Source organism: Nitrincola iocasae (genome assembly GCF_008727795.1).
GTDB classification, from domain to species: Bacteria; Pseudomonadota; Gammaproteobacteria; order Pseudomonadales; family Balneatricaceae; genus Nitrincola; species Nitrincola iocasae.
Window position 1 is genome coordinate 3,654,476 of the sequence record NZ_CP044222.1, and the last position, 16,345, is coordinate 3,670,820.

14 protein-coding genes are annotated in these 16,345 nt (G+C 47.9%); 5 read left to right on the forward strand and 9 right to left on the reverse strand.

Annotated elements, in window-relative coordinates; translation table 11 throughout:
* Genes F5I99_RS16845 through F5I99_RS16885 form a run of 9 tightly spaced genes read right to left on the reverse strand, consistent with a single transcriptional unit; the run spans position 1 to position 6,721 of the window.
* The gene (locus tag F5I99_RS16845) at positions 1 to 513 is read right to left on the reverse strand and encodes a hypothetical protein (protein WP_151058031.1); all 513 of its coding nucleotides are present in this window, start codon (positions 511 to 513) and stop codon (positions 1 to 3) included.
* A gap of 22 nt (positions 514 to 535) precedes the next feature.
* Complete coding sequence (gene puuE / locus F5I99_RS16850) at positions 536 to 1,462, reverse strand: allantoinase PuuE (protein ID WP_151058033.1); 927 nt, start codon at positions 1,460 to 1,462, stop codon at positions 536 to 538.
* A gap of 19 nt (positions 1,463 to 1,481) precedes the next feature.
* On the reverse strand, positions 1,482 to 1,988 hold the full coding sequence (locus F5I99_RS16855) for an ureidoglycolate lyase (protein WP_151058035.1): 507 nt from the start codon (positions 1,986 to 1,988) through the stop codon (positions 1,482 to 1,484).
* Between the two features lie 2 nt (positions 1,989 to 1,990).
* Positions 1,991 to 2,995, reverse strand: coding sequence for an allantoicase (gene alc, locus F5I99_RS16860; protein ID WP_225307453.1), 1,005 nt, complete (start codon positions 2,993 to 2,995; stop codon positions 1,991 to 1,993).
* A gap of 26 nt (positions 2,996 to 3,021) precedes the next feature.
* Positions 3,022 to 3,867, reverse strand: coding sequence for a MurR/RpiR family transcriptional regulator (locus F5I99_RS16865; protein WP_151058037.1), 846 nt, complete (start codon positions 3,865 to 3,867; stop codon positions 3,022 to 3,024).
* Positions 3,868 to 3,879: 12 nt separating this feature from the next.
* Positions 3,880 to 4,608, reverse strand: coding sequence for an amino acid ABC transporter ATP-binding protein (locus F5I99_RS16870; protein WP_151058039.1), 729 nt, complete (start codon positions 4,606 to 4,608; stop codon positions 3,880 to 3,882).
* On the reverse strand, positions 4,595 to 5,245 hold the full coding sequence (locus F5I99_RS16875) for an amino acid ABC transporter permease (RefSeq protein ID WP_151058041.1): 651 nt from the start codon (positions 5,243 to 5,245) through the stop codon (positions 4,595 to 4,597). The genes F5I99_RS16870 and F5I99_RS16875 overlap by 14 nt, the downstream gene beginning before the upstream one ends.
* Positions 5,242 to 5,907 carry an amino acid ABC transporter permease gene (locus F5I99_RS16880; RefSeq protein ID WP_151058043.1) on the reverse strand — a complete coding sequence of 222 codons (666 nt, stop codon included), beginning with the start codon at positions 5,905 to 5,907 and terminating at the stop codon, positions 5,242 to 5,244. The genes F5I99_RS16875 and F5I99_RS16880 overlap by 4 nt, the downstream gene beginning before the upstream one ends.
* A 10-nt stretch (positions 5,908 to 5,917) precedes the next feature.
* Entirely contained in the window at positions 5,918 to 6,721 is an 804-nt protein-coding gene (locus F5I99_RS16885) for a transporter substrate-binding domain-containing protein (protein WP_151058045.1), read from the reverse strand.
* Positions 6,722 to 7,129: 408 nt separating this feature from the next.
* Here F5I99_RS16885 and F5I99_RS16890 point away from each other — a divergent pair, with 408 nt between their 5' ends.
* The 5 genes from F5I99_RS16890 (at position 7,130) to F5I99_RS16910 (ending at position 16,265) form a co-directional block, all read left to right on the forward strand.
* On the forward strand, positions 7,130 to 7,783 hold the full coding sequence (locus F5I99_RS16890; RefSeq protein WP_151058047.1) for a YjfI family protein: 654 nt from the start codon (positions 7,130 to 7,132) through the stop codon (positions 7,781 to 7,783).
* A 1-nt stretch (position 7,784) separates the two neighbouring features.
* Entirely contained in the window at positions 7,785 to 8,492 is a 708-nt protein-coding gene (locus tag F5I99_RS16895; protein WP_151058049.1) for a PspA/IM30 family protein, read from the forward strand.
* A gap of 39 nt (positions 8,493 to 8,531) precedes the next feature.
* Positions 8,532 to 9,173, forward strand: a complete 642-nt coding sequence (locus tag F5I99_RS16900) for a hypothetical protein (protein ID WP_151058051.1) — start codon at positions 8,532 to 8,534, stop codon at positions 9,171 to 9,173.
* 17 nt (positions 9,174 to 9,190) lie between these two features.
* Positions 9,191 to 11,230: a hypothetical protein gene (locus F5I99_RS16905; RefSeq protein WP_225307455.1), complete on the forward strand. Its 2,040-nt coding sequence runs from the start codon at positions 9,191 to 9,193 to the stop codon at positions 11,228 to 11,230.
* Between the two features lie 85 nt (positions 11,231 to 11,315).
* The gene (locus F5I99_RS16910) at positions 11,316 to 16,265 is read left to right on the forward strand and encodes a DNA repair ATPase (RefSeq protein ID WP_151058053.1); all 4,950 of its coding nucleotides are present in this window, start codon (positions 11,316 to 11,318) and stop codon (positions 16,263 to 16,265) included.
* Positions 16,266 to 16,345: the final 80 nt, after the last annotated feature.

Below are 16,345 nucleotides of genomic sequence, written 5' to 3' on the forward strand. Positions count from 1 at the left end.
CTACTTGGTTAGAAAGTAAGACATCAAATAGCCCCCCGTGAGGATCACAAGATAACTCATCTCTACTCGCCTGCGTTTGATGTCACTTTCTCGGGAGTGGGTAATATCGAGCACAGCCTGATGAAGCAGGAAGGTATAAAGCACAAAGTACAGAAAAGGGATGACATGTACCTGGATCGGATAATCGCTGATATCCCGGTCGAACAAGGATAATAACCAACCCATTTGCGTGTAAATTCCCAGTAGCCCGAGTCCGGCATTGATGAACATCCATTTGACCTGATCACGGCCAAAGATGACCAGGTAGAAAATGGTGTATACCAAAATCGCGATACCACCATGCATATACAGAAATACTATATCAGGGGAGTCTTCGGCATAGGCCAGAAAGAAACCTGAGCCGCCAAACATAAGCATGTGAAACAGAAAAAATGGATAGACTATATACCAGGGAATTTCATCACCCTTCTGGTATAAGCGTCCATTGACGGTCATGTTAGTACGCAGTTTCATGTTGTTATCTCTAGCTCGCGGCTTAAGGCGCGGGGTGTTCAGCTATCCAGTGACGGGCAATATCCTCTCGCCGGGTTATCCACACGTCGTCATGCTGCTGCACATAATCAAGAAAGCGCTGTAACGCCCGAAAGCGGCCGGGACGACCGATTAAACGACAGTGCAAACCCACTGACATCATTTTCGGTGCATCAGCGCCTTCGGCGTAGAGCACATCAAAACTGTCACGCAGGTAGGTGAAGAAATTATCGCCATCTGCAAAACCTGTGGGTGACGAAAAGCGCATATCGTTACAGTCCAGGGTATAAGGAATCACCAAGTGGGATTTACGCTCTCCTTTGGCCGTATCCACCTGAGTCCAGAAAGGTAAGTCATCACCATAATAGTCGGAGTCGTAGAGAAAACCACCCTGCTCCACCACCAGTCGCCGGGTATTGGGTGAGTCACGACCTGTGTACCAGCCCAGTGGTGGGTTCCCGGTCAACGTATTGAAGATCTGCATTGCTTCCTGAAGATGGGCACGTTCCTGGGCTTCTGGCATTTCCTGATAATGTATCCAACGCAAGCCATGACAGCAGATATCATGCCCCAGGCGCTGGAACTCATGACACAGATCAGGATGGCGTGCCAACGCCATAGCAACACCAAAAATAGTCATGGGGAGGTCACGGCGTTCAAATTCACGCAATATCCGCCAGACACCCGCCCGTGAGCCATATTCATAGATGGATTCCATACTCAGGTGGCGATCAGGGTAAGGTGATGCACCCGCAATCTCAGACAGGAAGGTTTCCGCATGGGCATCGCCATGCAGCACTGACATTTCAGCGCCTTCCTCGTAATTAAGGACAAAATTCAAAGCCAACCTGGCCTTGCCCGGCCAGCGTGGATCAGGGGGATTGGCCCCGTAGCCAATCAGATCGCGGGGATACTCGGCGTTATTTTGCATCGTTCTATCCTGTTCTGTTTCAGGGCTGGTCAACCCAGTGGAGCTGATCAGCCGCAAAGGTATATTCGTCACAATTGGCGAGCTGACCACTGCGATCCACCACCAACAATTCATCGCCATCCACACAGACAATCAATGGATGGTGCCAGACGCCGGCCGCATAGTTGACACCCTGAGAGCCATCACTGATAAACAGGCGCATCTGCTGTGGATCAGGCTGTTTGCCCGGTGGTGCGACGACGATCAGAAAGGGATGCCCCTTGAGTGGAATAAACGCCTGCGAGCCATGTGGATGACGTTCCAGCATCTGAATCGTCAGAGGGAACTGATCCGCCAGGGGTTTGCGAAACACACTGATAATGGCCCGACCATCTGCCGGACCCGTTTCGACCTGTGCCATTTGGTGATAGCGCTCGGTGCTACCGCCATTGATGAGGAAATGGCTGTGAACCTGGCGGTCAATTACCTGCCCAAAGGCGGCAAAATTCTCAGCCGTCAGCGCTGTAGGTTGCAGTTGCATTGACATCTTCAGCACCTCGCAATGTGTCCTAACAGGCGTAATCGGCTGACACCGCCATCAGGGAAAATATTCAACCGCACATGGGTAATGGGCCCGAGATCCTGCAATTCTGCTGCAAAAACATGTTCCTGATGCATTTCCAGTTTTTGCGAGGGTAGCAGTTCCTTCCAATACAGACTTTGCGTCTCAATCTGGCTTTCAGTGCCGCCTTTAACATAGGCACCCTGAATCGAGCAGCTATCCGGGTAGTTACCCTTGAAGTGCAATGTATCCACGATAATTTTTTCCACCACACCCGGATGCCCCAGTGACAGAATCACCCAGTCATAGCCCGGCGTACGACGACGTGCGGTTTCCCAGCCATCGCCCATATTGATACCACGACCCGGATTGATCAGGTTACTGATACTGCCATAATGCTCATCAGAACACGCCAGTGCCCGACCACCATTTAATACCGAGACTAAATCTAACTGTTCAGCTTCACTCACAGAAGACCAGTCACGGTAGGGAATACCATAAACACGCAAGCGTGCGATGCCACCATCGGGGTAGATATTAAAGCGCAGGTGCGTCCATGCCTGATCGTTAAGTGTGGTGGCATGCAAATGATGGCTATTACCCTGAAGATCAACAGACGCTAAAATCTGGGTCCAGCGTGTTTGTTCGTCCGGATCACCGCGCTCACAGAAACAAGCCTCTAAGGAGGCCGACGGTGGATAATTCCCGGTAAAGAAGGAGGTATCAATATCAACACCCTGAACATACCCCGGTACACCCAGGCGAATGACTGCATAGTCATAGCCTTCAAAACGCTTGCGCCGACTTTCCCAGCCATCCATCCATTTGCCATTGTCATCAAACACCCCATCTTTCCACACAGGTGGCTCGGGTTGCAGCATGCGGTTAACATCGGCAAACCAGTCATCGGTGACAAAAACAGCCCGGGTGCCCAAACGGGCATCGGCGAGGTTAATACTGCGTTTATAAGGATTATCAGCGGCTTGCATCATCGTCTCTCATCATTAGTTACAAAATGTTACACATTAAGATTCAGGTCAAGTTCTTCGGTCTGCTCATACAGCTGATTGATCTGTTCAATCCGTGCACGCCCCCGATCCAACTGGTGGTGTAATAACAGGTTACTGATCAGGCTGACCAGGCTCATCGGCAAAGCATAACTATCAAACGCCGAGACACTGTCCAGGGGTAGCTCCAATAGCCAATTGGGTTTTAGCGTTGCCAGGCCACTGTCCTGCTCACACAGCAGCAATACCGGAATCTGCCGCTGTATCAGCGTACGCACCAGGGCTTTGAAGCCAGCCGGGCGCCGATGAAACGCCATCAACACCACCAGATCCTGTGGTGTCAGATCGGCCAGCTCTTCACCCAGCGTCTGCCCTGGCTGGGGCAGCAGTTGAACCGCTGAGCGAATCTGGATCAGTTGCTGGCGCAGGTGCAGAGCGACCGGATAACTGTTGCGAAAACCGATCACGGCGATACGCCCGGCATCAGCCAGATGTTCGGTGATATCGGCCAAGAGCGGCGACTGCGCCAGCCTCGTGACCCGTTGCAGATTTTGTAATTCACTGGCCAGATGGCGATCAATCAGACTCCCTCCAGCTTGCAGCTTAGGCCCGGGCATGGGCACGCCGGACTGACGTAAACGCCGCAATTCCTCTCGAGCCTCTTTGAAGCTGGCATAACCCAAACGGCGAAACAAACGGCTAATGGTCGCCTTGGAGGTATCACACTGACGGCTCAGCTCAACCGAATTATAGGTCGCCAGATCATCCAGATGGTCAACAATAAACCCCGCTACCCGCCGCTCACTGGGGGAGAGCTGATCATAGTTCTGGCGTATCGTCTCGGTAATCCGGCGCATGCTGTTTCCTGGTTATAATACCGCGTTGATAAAGCTTTGCAGTTCCGGTGTAGAAGGCTGATCAAAAACAGCCTTGGCTGGCCCACTTTCCCAAACCTTACCCTGGTGCATAAACACCACCCGATCACCAACATCGCGGGCAAAATTCATTTCATGGGTAACCAGTACCAGGGTCATACCCTCTGCCGCCAGTTGTTCCAATACTCGCAGCACTTCGCCGACCAGTTCAGGATCCAGTGCCGAGGTAATCTCATCACAGAGCAGCACCTTGGGTGACATCGCCAGAGCGCGCGCTATCGCAACACGTTGCTGCTGCCCGCCGGATAAACAATCTGGATATTCGTCGATTTTTTCAGCCAGCCCCACTTTCGCCAGTTTATCCTCAGCCAGCGCACGCGCCTCCTGGGTGGATAGTTTCAACACCAGCTTGGGTGCCAGCATGATGTTTTCGCCTACAGTCAGATGCGGGAACAGATTAAAGCTCTGGAACACCATGCCGACACTGCGTGCCAGCAGGCGCACCTGCTTTTCATCACTGCTGACCTCCTTATTATCTACCGTGATGACGCCTTGTTGATAGGCTTCCAGTCCATTCATGCAACGTAACAGGGTACTTTTTCCCGAACCACTGCGGCCAATAATGGAGACCACCTCTCCGGCATCAATTTTCAGATCGATACCCTTGAGTACATGCAGGTCACCGTAATACTTATGTACCTGATCAATGTTAACCAGCGCCATTGAATTTTTTCTCCAAACGTTGACTCGCCAGGGACAGCGGATAACAGAGCGCAAAATAGATCAACGCAACCATGGCAAAAATTTTAAAGGGTTCAAAGGTGGCATTGTTCAGCATGGTACCGGCCTTGGTCAGCTCGACAAAACCGATAATAGAGGCCAAAGCAGTGCCTTTGACTACCTGTACGGAAAACCCGACCGTGGGCGCCAAGGCCACACGTACCGCTTGCGGCAGTATCACCCGGCTCAAGGTTTGCTTGAAATTCAACCCCAGGCAACGGGACGCTTCCCATTGACCACGAGGCAAGGTATCAATGCAGCCACGCCAGATCTCAGTCAAAAAGGCACTGGTGAAGAAGGTCAGCGCAAAGGCGGCCGCCGCCCAGGCTGAGATATCAAACCCCAGCAGTGAAAGACCAAAGAACACCAGAAACAGCTGCATCAGCAAGGGCGTTCCCTGAAACAGCTCGACATAGCACCGCACCAGCCACTGTAACGGTCGACGGCCACTCAAGCGCAAGGCTGTCAGCAACAGACCAACCAATGCTCCTCCGATAAAGGCCGTCAGTGACAACGCAATCGTCCACCGAGCTGCCAATAACAGATTACGGAGCAAATCCCAGTTAGAAAATTCGATCATACCGCAGCCCTCCGGTGACGAAACAAGCGCCGCCCCACCCACTCAAATAGTTGACGCATCAGGATGGCAAACAGCAAATACATCCCGGCAACGACCAGGTAAGCCTCAAAGCTTCTGAAACTGCGTGACTGAATAAGATTCGCGGCGTAGGTCAGATCCATCACAGATATCTGCGACACCACCGCCGATCCCAACATCACGATGATGCACTGACTGGTCAGCGCAGGATAAATTTTCTCAAACGCCGGAATCAGTACCACGCGAAAAAACACCTGGCGAGGACTCAACCCCAGCACGCGAGCCGCTTCGACCTGAGCCTTGGGTGTTGCCGCTAAACCGGCACGGATAATCTCGGTACTATAGGCTCCGAGGTTGATCAACATGGCCAATAACCCCGCCTCCCAAGCGGTCAGCTTGATACCGAGTGCAGGTAAACCAAAAAAGATAAAAAACAACTGCACAATAAAGGGCGTGTTACGGATCAATTCCACATAGCTGCCAATCGCTCCGCGTAACAGTTTGCCACCGTAGTGACGGCCTGCCGCACAGGCCGTACCTATAGCCACGCCTCCCAGCGTGGCATACAAGGTCAGCACCACGGTGACCCAAAGCCCCTGCAGAAGCAGGTTGCTATAGGGCAACAGGTCACTGAAATTCAGCATCAATCCGTCCTCAAGAACCGAAGCCATCAGGCAAAGGCGCGCGCAACCAGGTTTCTGAAATACTATTCAAGGTGCCATCTTGCAATGCCTGGGCAATGATTTCATTCACCCGTGCCTGCAGCTCAGCTTCACCTTTGTTCAGGCCGATATAACAAGGTGAGTCACGCAGCATGAACTTGGTCACTGGCGCTTGCTCAGGGCGACGCTCGGCAATTTCTGCCGCTACCAGGTTGCCAGTGGCAATCAACTGAACCTGTCCGGAGAGATAGGCTGACAAAGTGGTATTGTTGTCTTCGAAACGCTGCAGTGTGGCATCAGCTGGCAGGACTTTTTCCAGCTCCATATCTTCTACCGCGCCGCGGGTGACCCCTACGACATGACCACTAAGATCTTCTGGCGCGGCTACAGCGATGTCCGGGTTACCAAAAACGCCCAGAAAGAAAGGCGCATAAGCATCGCTGAAATCTATGGCCCGTTCACGCTCTTCGTTTTTACCCAGGCTGGAGATCACCAGGTCGGCACGTCCAGTTTGCAGGTAAGGTATGCGGTTGGCACTGGTCACGGTAATCAATTCAACACTCACACCCAGCTGTTCACCGATGTAATTGGCCATATCGATATCATAGCCACGCGGCTGCATATCGGTACCAACAGAGCCGAAAGGTGGAAAATCCTGGGGTACCGCCACCCGAATCACACCACGTTCTTCAATCTCACTCAGCAGGTTTGCCTGGGCACTGATCGACAGGGTTACAGCCACCGCCGCCACACTGGCGAGCAGTCCGCGCTTAAATGTTTTAAAGGTTTTCTTCATCTAGCTATCCTCAGTCAGGTTGGTCGTTATTGCAACTTTTGATTCACACAAAATAGCTTCTGCAACAAAAGTGCCAAAACCAAACCGCAAAGAAAAAAGAGTGAAAATATGCTTAAGATCAACTAAATGAAAAAAACTTATGCCGGTATGACGAATATCTAGGCTAGTATTCTGAATTCAATCGGTGCATCTACGCACTAAAATGTGGCAAAACACATCTACGAGGCCGGGGAACCCAAGGCTAACTCGCCCCACTATGGATTGGTACATGACTCTAAGAAATTTTTCATCAAATAGAAATGAGAATCGAATAGCATCATGCCGACCACTTTTGCTATGATGCATTAACACGAAAAACCATTACATGTAAGCTTGACATTTTACATGTAATGACTAAATATTATCACCATGAAAAAACCAAAAACATCAGCCGACTACCAACGTGAGTATCGCAAACGTCTACGCGATCAAGGCCTAGTTAAAAAGGAGGTATGGATTCATCCGAACCACGCTAGGATTTTGTCTCAATACGAGCAGGTTTTTCGCAACCCTTTGATTACTAGCGGTAAAACATGCAATACCCAACTTAAGGAAATAGAGGTAAGTATGAACAAAAAGAACACATGGACTACACATTCTCTGTTTGAAGCCCTGCTTGAAACAGAAATGGTGTCGTCGAATCAAGCTAGTATAAAGCTGGAAGAGAGTACAAAAGCAACGATCCACATGGTATTGCATTCCATGGGAGATCTTCCTGTTTATGTTACCGTCGCCGGTGAACAGATTCTGGCTGAAAGTCTTTTATGGCCCCAGGATATGGTTAATGATGTCGTGGCCTTCAATGATGAAGTTCTCGTTACCCATAAAATTTTCCCCCTATCGACAATCAGTCTGGATACCTTACCGACAGGTGAGCGTTATTACACCATGTTCGGCGCGCTGAGTGCTTTTTCATCACTCTTCGATGTTGTTTTTGAAATTGAGTTATTAGCAGACAATGTCATCAAGGCAGCGGATGCCTATTCAAAATTCTTGCCTAGTCAAATGATGGTGGAGGTGTAGCATGGCCGTATGGAGTAAGTTAATGACAGCTTTGCGTGGCAATGCTAATGCGCTCGGTGAGTCCATAGTCGACAGCCAGGCAATGGTGATACTGGATGAAGAGATTCGCAATGCCGGGACAGAGCTTAATCAAGCCAAACTCGCTTTAGCAGAAATCATGGCCAAGCACCGTGTTGCAACTGATAAGCTAACGGTGCTTAAAGGCCAGGTTACAGAGTATGAAGACTATGCACTTGCCGCACTGGAAAAAGGCAAAGAAGACTTAGCACAAGAAGTGGCCCTAAAAATTGCCAATATTGAAACTGAATTAGCGCAACAGCAAGAAATCGTCGATCACTACGGTAAAAGTGTTGATCAACTGCGCACTGCTGTCCAATCTGCAGAAGGTAACTTAAAGCGCTTACGTCAACAAGCCGATACGGTGCTTGCTACTGAGTCGGTTCAACGCGCCCAAGCCGCCGTTGCCAGCCGCTATGCCGGCGGTCAAGCCAAGTTACAAACCGCTATGGATTCGCTGGAGCGAATTAAAATGAAACAAGCCGAAAATGCGGCCAGAATGGAATCTGCTCAGGAATTAGAAGCCGAAAGTCGAGGCGATGTGTTAACCGAAAAATTACGAGCAGCCGGTATTACGCCACAGGAAACAAGCGCTACCAATGTTCTAAATCGGTTAAAGGAAAAACAACAAACCAAGCAGAATAATGCTTAAAATATAGATTAAGCGATCATTCAATAGGAGTAATTAACAATGGACGTTTTTATTTTAATTATTGCCAGCTATCCCGTGGCAGTTTTTACTTCTCTCCTATTGGTAGTTGTAATCTACTGGTTAATAGCAATTCTCGGATTAATTGATATTGACACTCTGGATCTCCCAGAGATCGATGCTGATGCAGAACTTGATAGCCTGGAAGGGTTAACAGGTGTTGCGGGCTTTCTTATAAAGCTTGGCTTTCAGGGAATTCCGGTGATGGTTATATTGAGTCTACTGACACTGGTAGCCTGGTGGACTTCCTATTTTTGTGTCTGGCTACTTCCTTTTGCTTTAAATGGCATTTGGAAATTGGTATTAGGCACTGCCATCTTAATCACTTCCTTTATTTTTGCGCTCTTGATCACTCGATTTTTAGTGATCCCTTTAAAGCCGCTATTTAGAAAAAACACAGCAAGAAGCAAGAGAAGTTTTTTAGGCCAAGCTGTTGTCATACGAAGCTCCCGCGTTGACGAGCATTTCGGACAAGCTGAGTTCAACGATGCTGGAGCCGGTTTGATCTTAAATATTCGTGCAAAAACACCCAATCAGCTCAAAAAAAATGATCGTGTCATACTACTTGAATACCTTGAAAAAGATCATGTCTATCTGGTAATCCCCGAAAGGGACTTTTATTAAAAAATTGGAGAATTAGAATGGATTTGTCACTCTTGATGCCTTTACTAACAGGCGTTGCAATTTTTGTCATATTTATCCTTGGAGTGCTTGCTTTATTCAAGGCATTTTATGTCAAAGTACCTCAGGGTTGGGCGTTAATTATTAATGATATGTCAAAAACACCCAAAGTGTACTTTACAGGCGGGATGGTATTACCTGTAATACATAAAAAAGAAGGTATGAAAATATCTTTAATAACACTTGAGGTTGATCGACGGGGCAAAGAAGGTTTAATTTGTGCGGACAACATGAGGGCTGACATTAATGTTCATTTCTATCTTCGAGTGAATGAAACCGCCGAAGATGTTTTGAAGGTTGCTAAAGCAATTGGTGTTGATCGAGCATCTGATCGTCTAGCCGTTAACGAGCTCTTCTCAGCTAAATTTTCAGAAGCATTAAAAACTGTAGGTAAGCAAATAGATTTTGTTAAGCTATTTGAGGATCGCCAATTTTTCCGCGACAAAATTATCGAAACCATTGGTAATGACTTAAATGGTTATGTGCTGGAAGATGTGGCAATTGATTATCTGGAACAAACTCCACGAGAAGCACTTGATGCAAACAATATCCTTGATTCCGAGGGTATTCGTAAGATTACGGAGTTAACTGCCAGACAAAATGTTATTACTAATGAGTTAGAACGTAATAAACAATTAGCAATAACCAAAAAAGATGTTGAAACACGTGAAGCCATGCTGGCGTTAGAACGCCAACAAGCCGATGCCGAAGCACGACAAAAGCGCGAAATCGACACAATCAAAGCACGAGAAGCCGCTGAGACACAAAAAACAGTTGAGGAAGAACGACTAAGAGCTGAAACCGCTCGAATTGAAACTGACTTACGCTTGAGTATCCAGGAAGAAAACAAACAACGTGAAATCGAAGTTGCACAACAAAATAGAGAACGCGCTATTGCCGTTGAAGAAGAAAAAGTAAAAAGAGCCAGAGAGCTAGAACAAGTCGCTCGTGAAAAAGAGGTGGCACTACAGCAAATTGAAAAAGAAAAAGCGTTAGAAATTGAGAAGAAAAACATTGCTGCTGTGGTACGAGAACGTGTCGCGGTTGAAAAAACCGTTGCCGAGGAAGAAGAGCTTACTAAAGCTGTGCGGGCAATTTCCGAGGCTGAACGTCTGAAAGATGTGACTATCTTACATGCGACAGCTCAAGCAGAAGAAGAATTGGTTAAACAAGTAAAATCGGCTGAAGCCGCTGAAATTACAGCGAAACATCGTGGCCAGGAAGTCAATATTTTGGCACAGGCTGAACTGGAATCAGCCAGCAAAACCGCAGAAGCCAAGAAAAAGCTCGCCGAAGGGATTGAGGCAGAAGAAGCAGCAAGCGGCTTAGCCATTGCCAAAGTCAAAATAGCGAATGCCCAGGCGATTGAAAAAGAGGGTGCGGCTGAAGCGCGTGTATTAGAACTAAAAGCACTTGCCGATGCGCAGGGTATGGAACAGCGAGGATTGGCTGAAGCACGCGTTAAAACAGCGAATGCCGAAGCAACGGAAAAACAGGGTCTGGTTGAGGTCCATGTGTTAGAAGAGCGTTTGACAGCAGAGGCTCAAGGCGAAGAACAATTAGGCATGGCACGTGCTAAAGCGAATAAAGAACAAGGTCTCGCCGAAGCGGCCGTCATTCGAGAACGCTTCAAAGCCGAAGCCGATGGTCTGGTTGAGAAGTTTACAGCGATGAACTCTATGACCGAAAATTCTCGCGAGCATGAAGAGTTCCGCATGAAACTTGAAAAGGATTTCGAGCAAGCATTGGCCTCTATTGCGGCTAATAAAGACATCGCCGCCGATCAAGCCACAGTTCTCGCCTCCGCACTGGGTAATGCCAACATTGATATTGTCGGTGGCCAGGGTGATTATTTTGATACCTTTGCTAAATCATTATCCTTGGGTAAAGCAATCGAAGGCGTGGCTGGAAAAAGTCCTAACATTCAGGCCTTACTGAACAAGTTCTTATCCGGCCAGCTTCCAACTGGTAATGAAAGCAAAGAAAGAGCGGATAGTTGAGGCGGCGTAAATAGCATCAATTTATTAAACAGCGCTTAGCTTAGGCTGAGCGCTGCTCATCTAGCAAACCATAAGGATAGTGAAGATGTCAGAATCCAGCCACTCTCAGGATTCCATTCAGAGTGAACTCGACCCATCTGCCGAGTCACCAAGCGTTACTGAAAATGCAGCGTATGATGTGATTCGAAGTCGATTGCTGACGCAGGGAGAGCAACTGCAATCACAAGTCGAGGCACTCAACCAAGCGCGCTTATCTGAGTTTGGCCAGATTGATTTAGCAGTGGCTCATCGATTTAGAGTCCGAACTGAGAACAATTGCATTGCCCGTGACATTGTTCAGGTGGGAGAGTATCTGCTATTTGGTTACAACGTCTTTATTGGATTAAAGAACACTACTGCCGTCAATGATGTGTTTGCTCTATATCGGCACAATGCCGAAGCTGATTCGTTTGAAATGGCAGAGGTGGCGCTAGAGGGCACATTTCTATCTGAAGTCGCTTTTGTAAACGACTTTACCGAGCTGTACACCTACTACAATAATGCGCGCCTGCTTCAATTACAGGTACGCAACAACCGCTTATTAGCCTCTTTCCAGATAGGTGAACGCAGCAGCGATATACGCGTTTTTCGTTGGCAGATAAGTGCTGATGCTAAATCAGTCACCTACATAGACAATCGAGGTGAACGCGACATTAAGCTACCACCCTCACAGGATTTTGAGTGGACAATGCTAGGCCGCGAACACATGGTGAATGGTAAATACCCTCATTTTTCAGTTCTGGATCGTATTTTTGTTGATACCCTGGGCGGAGACCTGACGGTAAAAATTGAAAACAATACTGAAGCAGGGAAAGGGATATACTCTGAGCCAGTTGATGAAACTAATCAATCGCTTAACGATATTGAGCTAGGGTATGCTTTGCTCGGCGACCTTATACTCCTACGTGTACTACCCTATCGCGAAACGCACGTCCGTTATTTTGTATTCAACAGCTTTAACCAGGAAGTCAAACGTATTGATGATATAGGCGAAGCCTGTATCCAACTACCTGAAAACCATGGCATCATTTTTCCTGGTGGCTGCTATTTAGTCCAGGGCGGCTTGCGCTACTTTAGCAATGACCAAAAAGGACTGGTTTTCCAACGATTTGTTCGCTCACCTAATGGTGAGGATGTGCTTTATGTATTTTACCAAGCGACTGATGGGGTCGTAGCTTTATACCCATACAATATGATTAATAAAGCCTTGAGCAACCCGATTATTAGTCATGGCTATGCTTTGGCGGATGATGGTCGTTTAATTGTCTTTACCGCCGAAGAAGAGCCGTCTCGCACTCATCCCATGCAGGTATGGCACACACCTTTTTTCTCTGAAAGCTACGCCAGTCAGCAACCTACAAGCCAATCATTTTATGGTCGTATTGGTAATCCCGAGCTGGTACGTGGCATATCAGAAATCTACTCGACTATACGTTTAATCCTGCAACAAGATGCCAGCGCCCACCATTACAATTCATTGTCACAAGCCGCTGCACGTTTATTTGATCACTTTTACTGGTTATCCAGCCCTGAGTTGGAGCAGATCGCAGGCTTACTTAAAGAGGTCTCCTCTACAGCCGAGCTGGTGCTCGATGAGTATGAAAAAGTTAAAAGCATTCAGTCACATGCTGAAGCGGCCTTAGTAGAAGCCAAGCAACGGCAGCAACAATTACTGTCATCTTTGCGCCCTGACAACTGGCAAACTCCAGAACCTTTTGTGCAAGCCTTATCGGAGCTAAGACAGCAACGCGGGCATCTGTTAACCATACGTGAGTTACGCTACATAGACGTCGCTCAGGTAGATGAAATGGAAGCGGAGGTCATACAGGCAGAAGTAGGAATAACAAATGCTACTGCCAACTTCCTGCAGCAAGACACGGCACTGGAACCTTACTACGCACAAATCAAATTACTGACAGAAGCAGTTGATCAGGCCAACTCTAGCATCGAGTTACAACCCACACTCAATGAGCTGAAAGCTCTCTCAGAAAGCCTGGATCTGCTTTCAGAGTTAATTGCCGGGTTAAAAATTGATGATGCCAATCAACACACCCGCATCATTGACTCAATCAGTGAGATCTACGCACAAACCAACCAGATTAGAGCGCGTGCACGCAACCGAGCACAGAGTTTTGGCAGTGATGAAGCGCGGGCGCAATTTGCAGCCCAGTTCAAACTGTTTAGCCAGTCGATTAACAATGCCCTCGCTTTGGCACAAACCCCGGATCAATGCGATGAGCAGCTGTCTCGACTGTTTGTTCAGTTAGAAGAACTTGAAGGACAGTTCTCGGAATACAATGAATTTTTAAATGACATTCTCACCAAGCGTGAGGAAATTCAAGAGAGCTTTGAAGCACACCGCCAACGTTTAACTGACTCACGAAACCAACGCGCTCAGTCAATTTTTGATGCGGGCAGCCGTATTTTGGTGAACCTGTCTCGACGCTCTTCACGGTTTAAACGTGCCGATGAGTTAAATACCTATTTTGCATCTGACCCCATGGTGCTTAAGCTGATAACCTTAGCTCAAGAGCTTCGCCAGCTGGATGACAGTGTTAAGGCTGACGACATTGAATCCCGGCTTAAAATGGCAAAAGAGCAAGCCATTAGAGCACTACGCGACCAGGTAGATCTATTTGAAGAGAATGGAACAGTCATCAAACTGGGTCCTCGCCATCGTTTCAGTATTAATACCCAAGAGCCCGAACTCACTCTAATTCCAAGAGGTGATGCGTTAGTTTTACACCTGACAGGTACTGACTATTACGAAACTATCGATGACCAGCGTTTAGTCAAAGCTAAACCCTATTGGCAGCAAGCACTGGAATCTGAAAATGAACAGGTTTATCGCGCAGAGTTTTTGGCTGATAGCATTCTGCACGCGGCACACAGCCAAACAGAAGGTTTGAGTTGGGCCGTCTTAGTGGAAGCAAGCACTCAATTTGAAACCTTGCTGGCCAAGGTTCGAGAGTACAGCGGGTCCAGATACAGAGAAGGCTATGAACGAGGCATTCATGATCATGATGCGGCCCGTATTTTACATAAGCTCATCCCTGCCCGTGAAGCCGCGGGGGTGTTGTACTTACCCGCCGATGCACGTGCTATTACACTGTTGTTCTGGTGGCAAACTCAACATGAAACCGCCCAGCTACGCTGGCCCCAATCAGCACGCTCTGCGGCGCAGTTGCGTCGCCTGTTTAACACCACTCAAGCCATTCAATTGCTGGAAACTGAAATAGCACAACACTTAGGTGCCTATGTCGATGCGCAGCGCTTACCCCTGCAGCAGCAGGGTATCAGACAGGGTGCCGAGTTTCTGGTGGCGACATTAAGTCACCCTCATATTGACTATGTGGTCTCTAAATATGCAGAGCAATTAACGAAACAACTTGAAGCCAGTGTAGATGATCAAAGCTGGCAAGGTTTTCAAGCCGCATTAGCAGAGCTAGACGGGGATATTGGTGATCAATGGGCTCTGGTTGAAGCCTGGCTAAGTGCGCTGGTTCAGTATAGCGGTGCTGACGAATTACGCCCCTACATACCCGAAGCTGTTTTACTGATACTGAACCAAGACCGCGAACCCATAAAGGCTTTGCAGGTGGATCTCAGCTTCAGGGTTACTGAGCTGTTAGGTGAACATCCGCGTATTGCTGAGCAACAACTCCTAATGCGCCTTGATGATTTTAATGCGCGCTTAAGTACCTTTAGACAGCAATGGTTACCGGCTTATCAACAATACCTTCTCGATCGGGCTGAGGTCGTTCGTGAAGCACGTCAAACCATACGTGTCGATGAGTTTAAAGCACAACCGCTGAGTTCTTTCGTTCGCAATCGATTAATTAACGAAGTGTATCTACCCATTATCGGCGACAACCTCGCTAAGCAAATGGGTACCGTGGGAGATAGTGGCCGCACAGATTTGATGGGGCTATTGATGATGATTTCACCACCCGGTTATGGCAAAACCACCCTAGTGGAGTATGTTGCTAATCGGCTTGGATTAATTTTCATGAAAATTAACTGCCCGTCTTTAGGGCATGATGTGTTGTCTCTTGATCCCCAGCAAGCCCCAAATGCAACAGCAAAGCAGGAACTGCATAAGTTGAACTTAGCCTTAGAGATGGGCAACAATGTGATGCTGTATTTGGATGATATTCAGCATACTCATCCGGAATTTTTGCAGAAATTCATCTCACTCTGTGATGGCAGTCGGCGCATTGAAGGTGTCTGGAAGGGCCGCACCAGAACCTATAATATGCGCGGTAAGAAGTTTTGTGTGGTCATGGCGGGTAACCCTTATACGGAATCGGGTGAAGTCTTTAAAATCCCGGATATGCTGGCTAACCGAGCGGATATTTATAACCTGGGTGATATCCTGGGTGGCCAGCAAAACGCGTTTGAACTGTCGTATATTGAAAACTGTCTGACCTCGAACCCAATATTAGCGCCCTTGGCGACCCGAGAGTTAAGTGACTTTTACAAAATTGACGCCATGTCTCGTGGAGAACAAATTGCCAATGCGGAGCTTCAGCACAGCTATTCCAATGCCGAGCTCAATGAAATGATATCTGTGTTGCAGAAGTTACGCATAGCTCAAACGATCATTTTGAAAGTGAATCAACAATATATTGCCAGTGCTGCACAAGCTGATGAATACCGAACTGAACCTCCATTCAGACTGCAGGGTTCTTATCGCAACATGAACAAACTGGCTGAGAAAGTTACGGCGGTAATGAACGATGATGAGTTACAGCAAGCCATTGATGACCTCTACCAGGGTGAAGCCCAGCTACTAACCACCGGCGCAGAAGAAAACTTACTTAAGCTCGCTGAATTACGTGGTACTTTAACTGCAGCACAAGCTCAGCGATGGCAGCAGATAAAGCTGGACTTTGTTCGCAACAATGCCTTTGGCGGGGCGGATTCAGATACAGGCCAACAGGTTGTAGTGCAACTAGCTGACATAGCAAAAGCATTAAAGCAACCATCTCACTAGAAGTTTATGCCTATCTATCTGTGATAATCAGCATTCAAACAGCGCCGTCAGGAGAGTAGAATGGCTTGGACTTCTTAAAG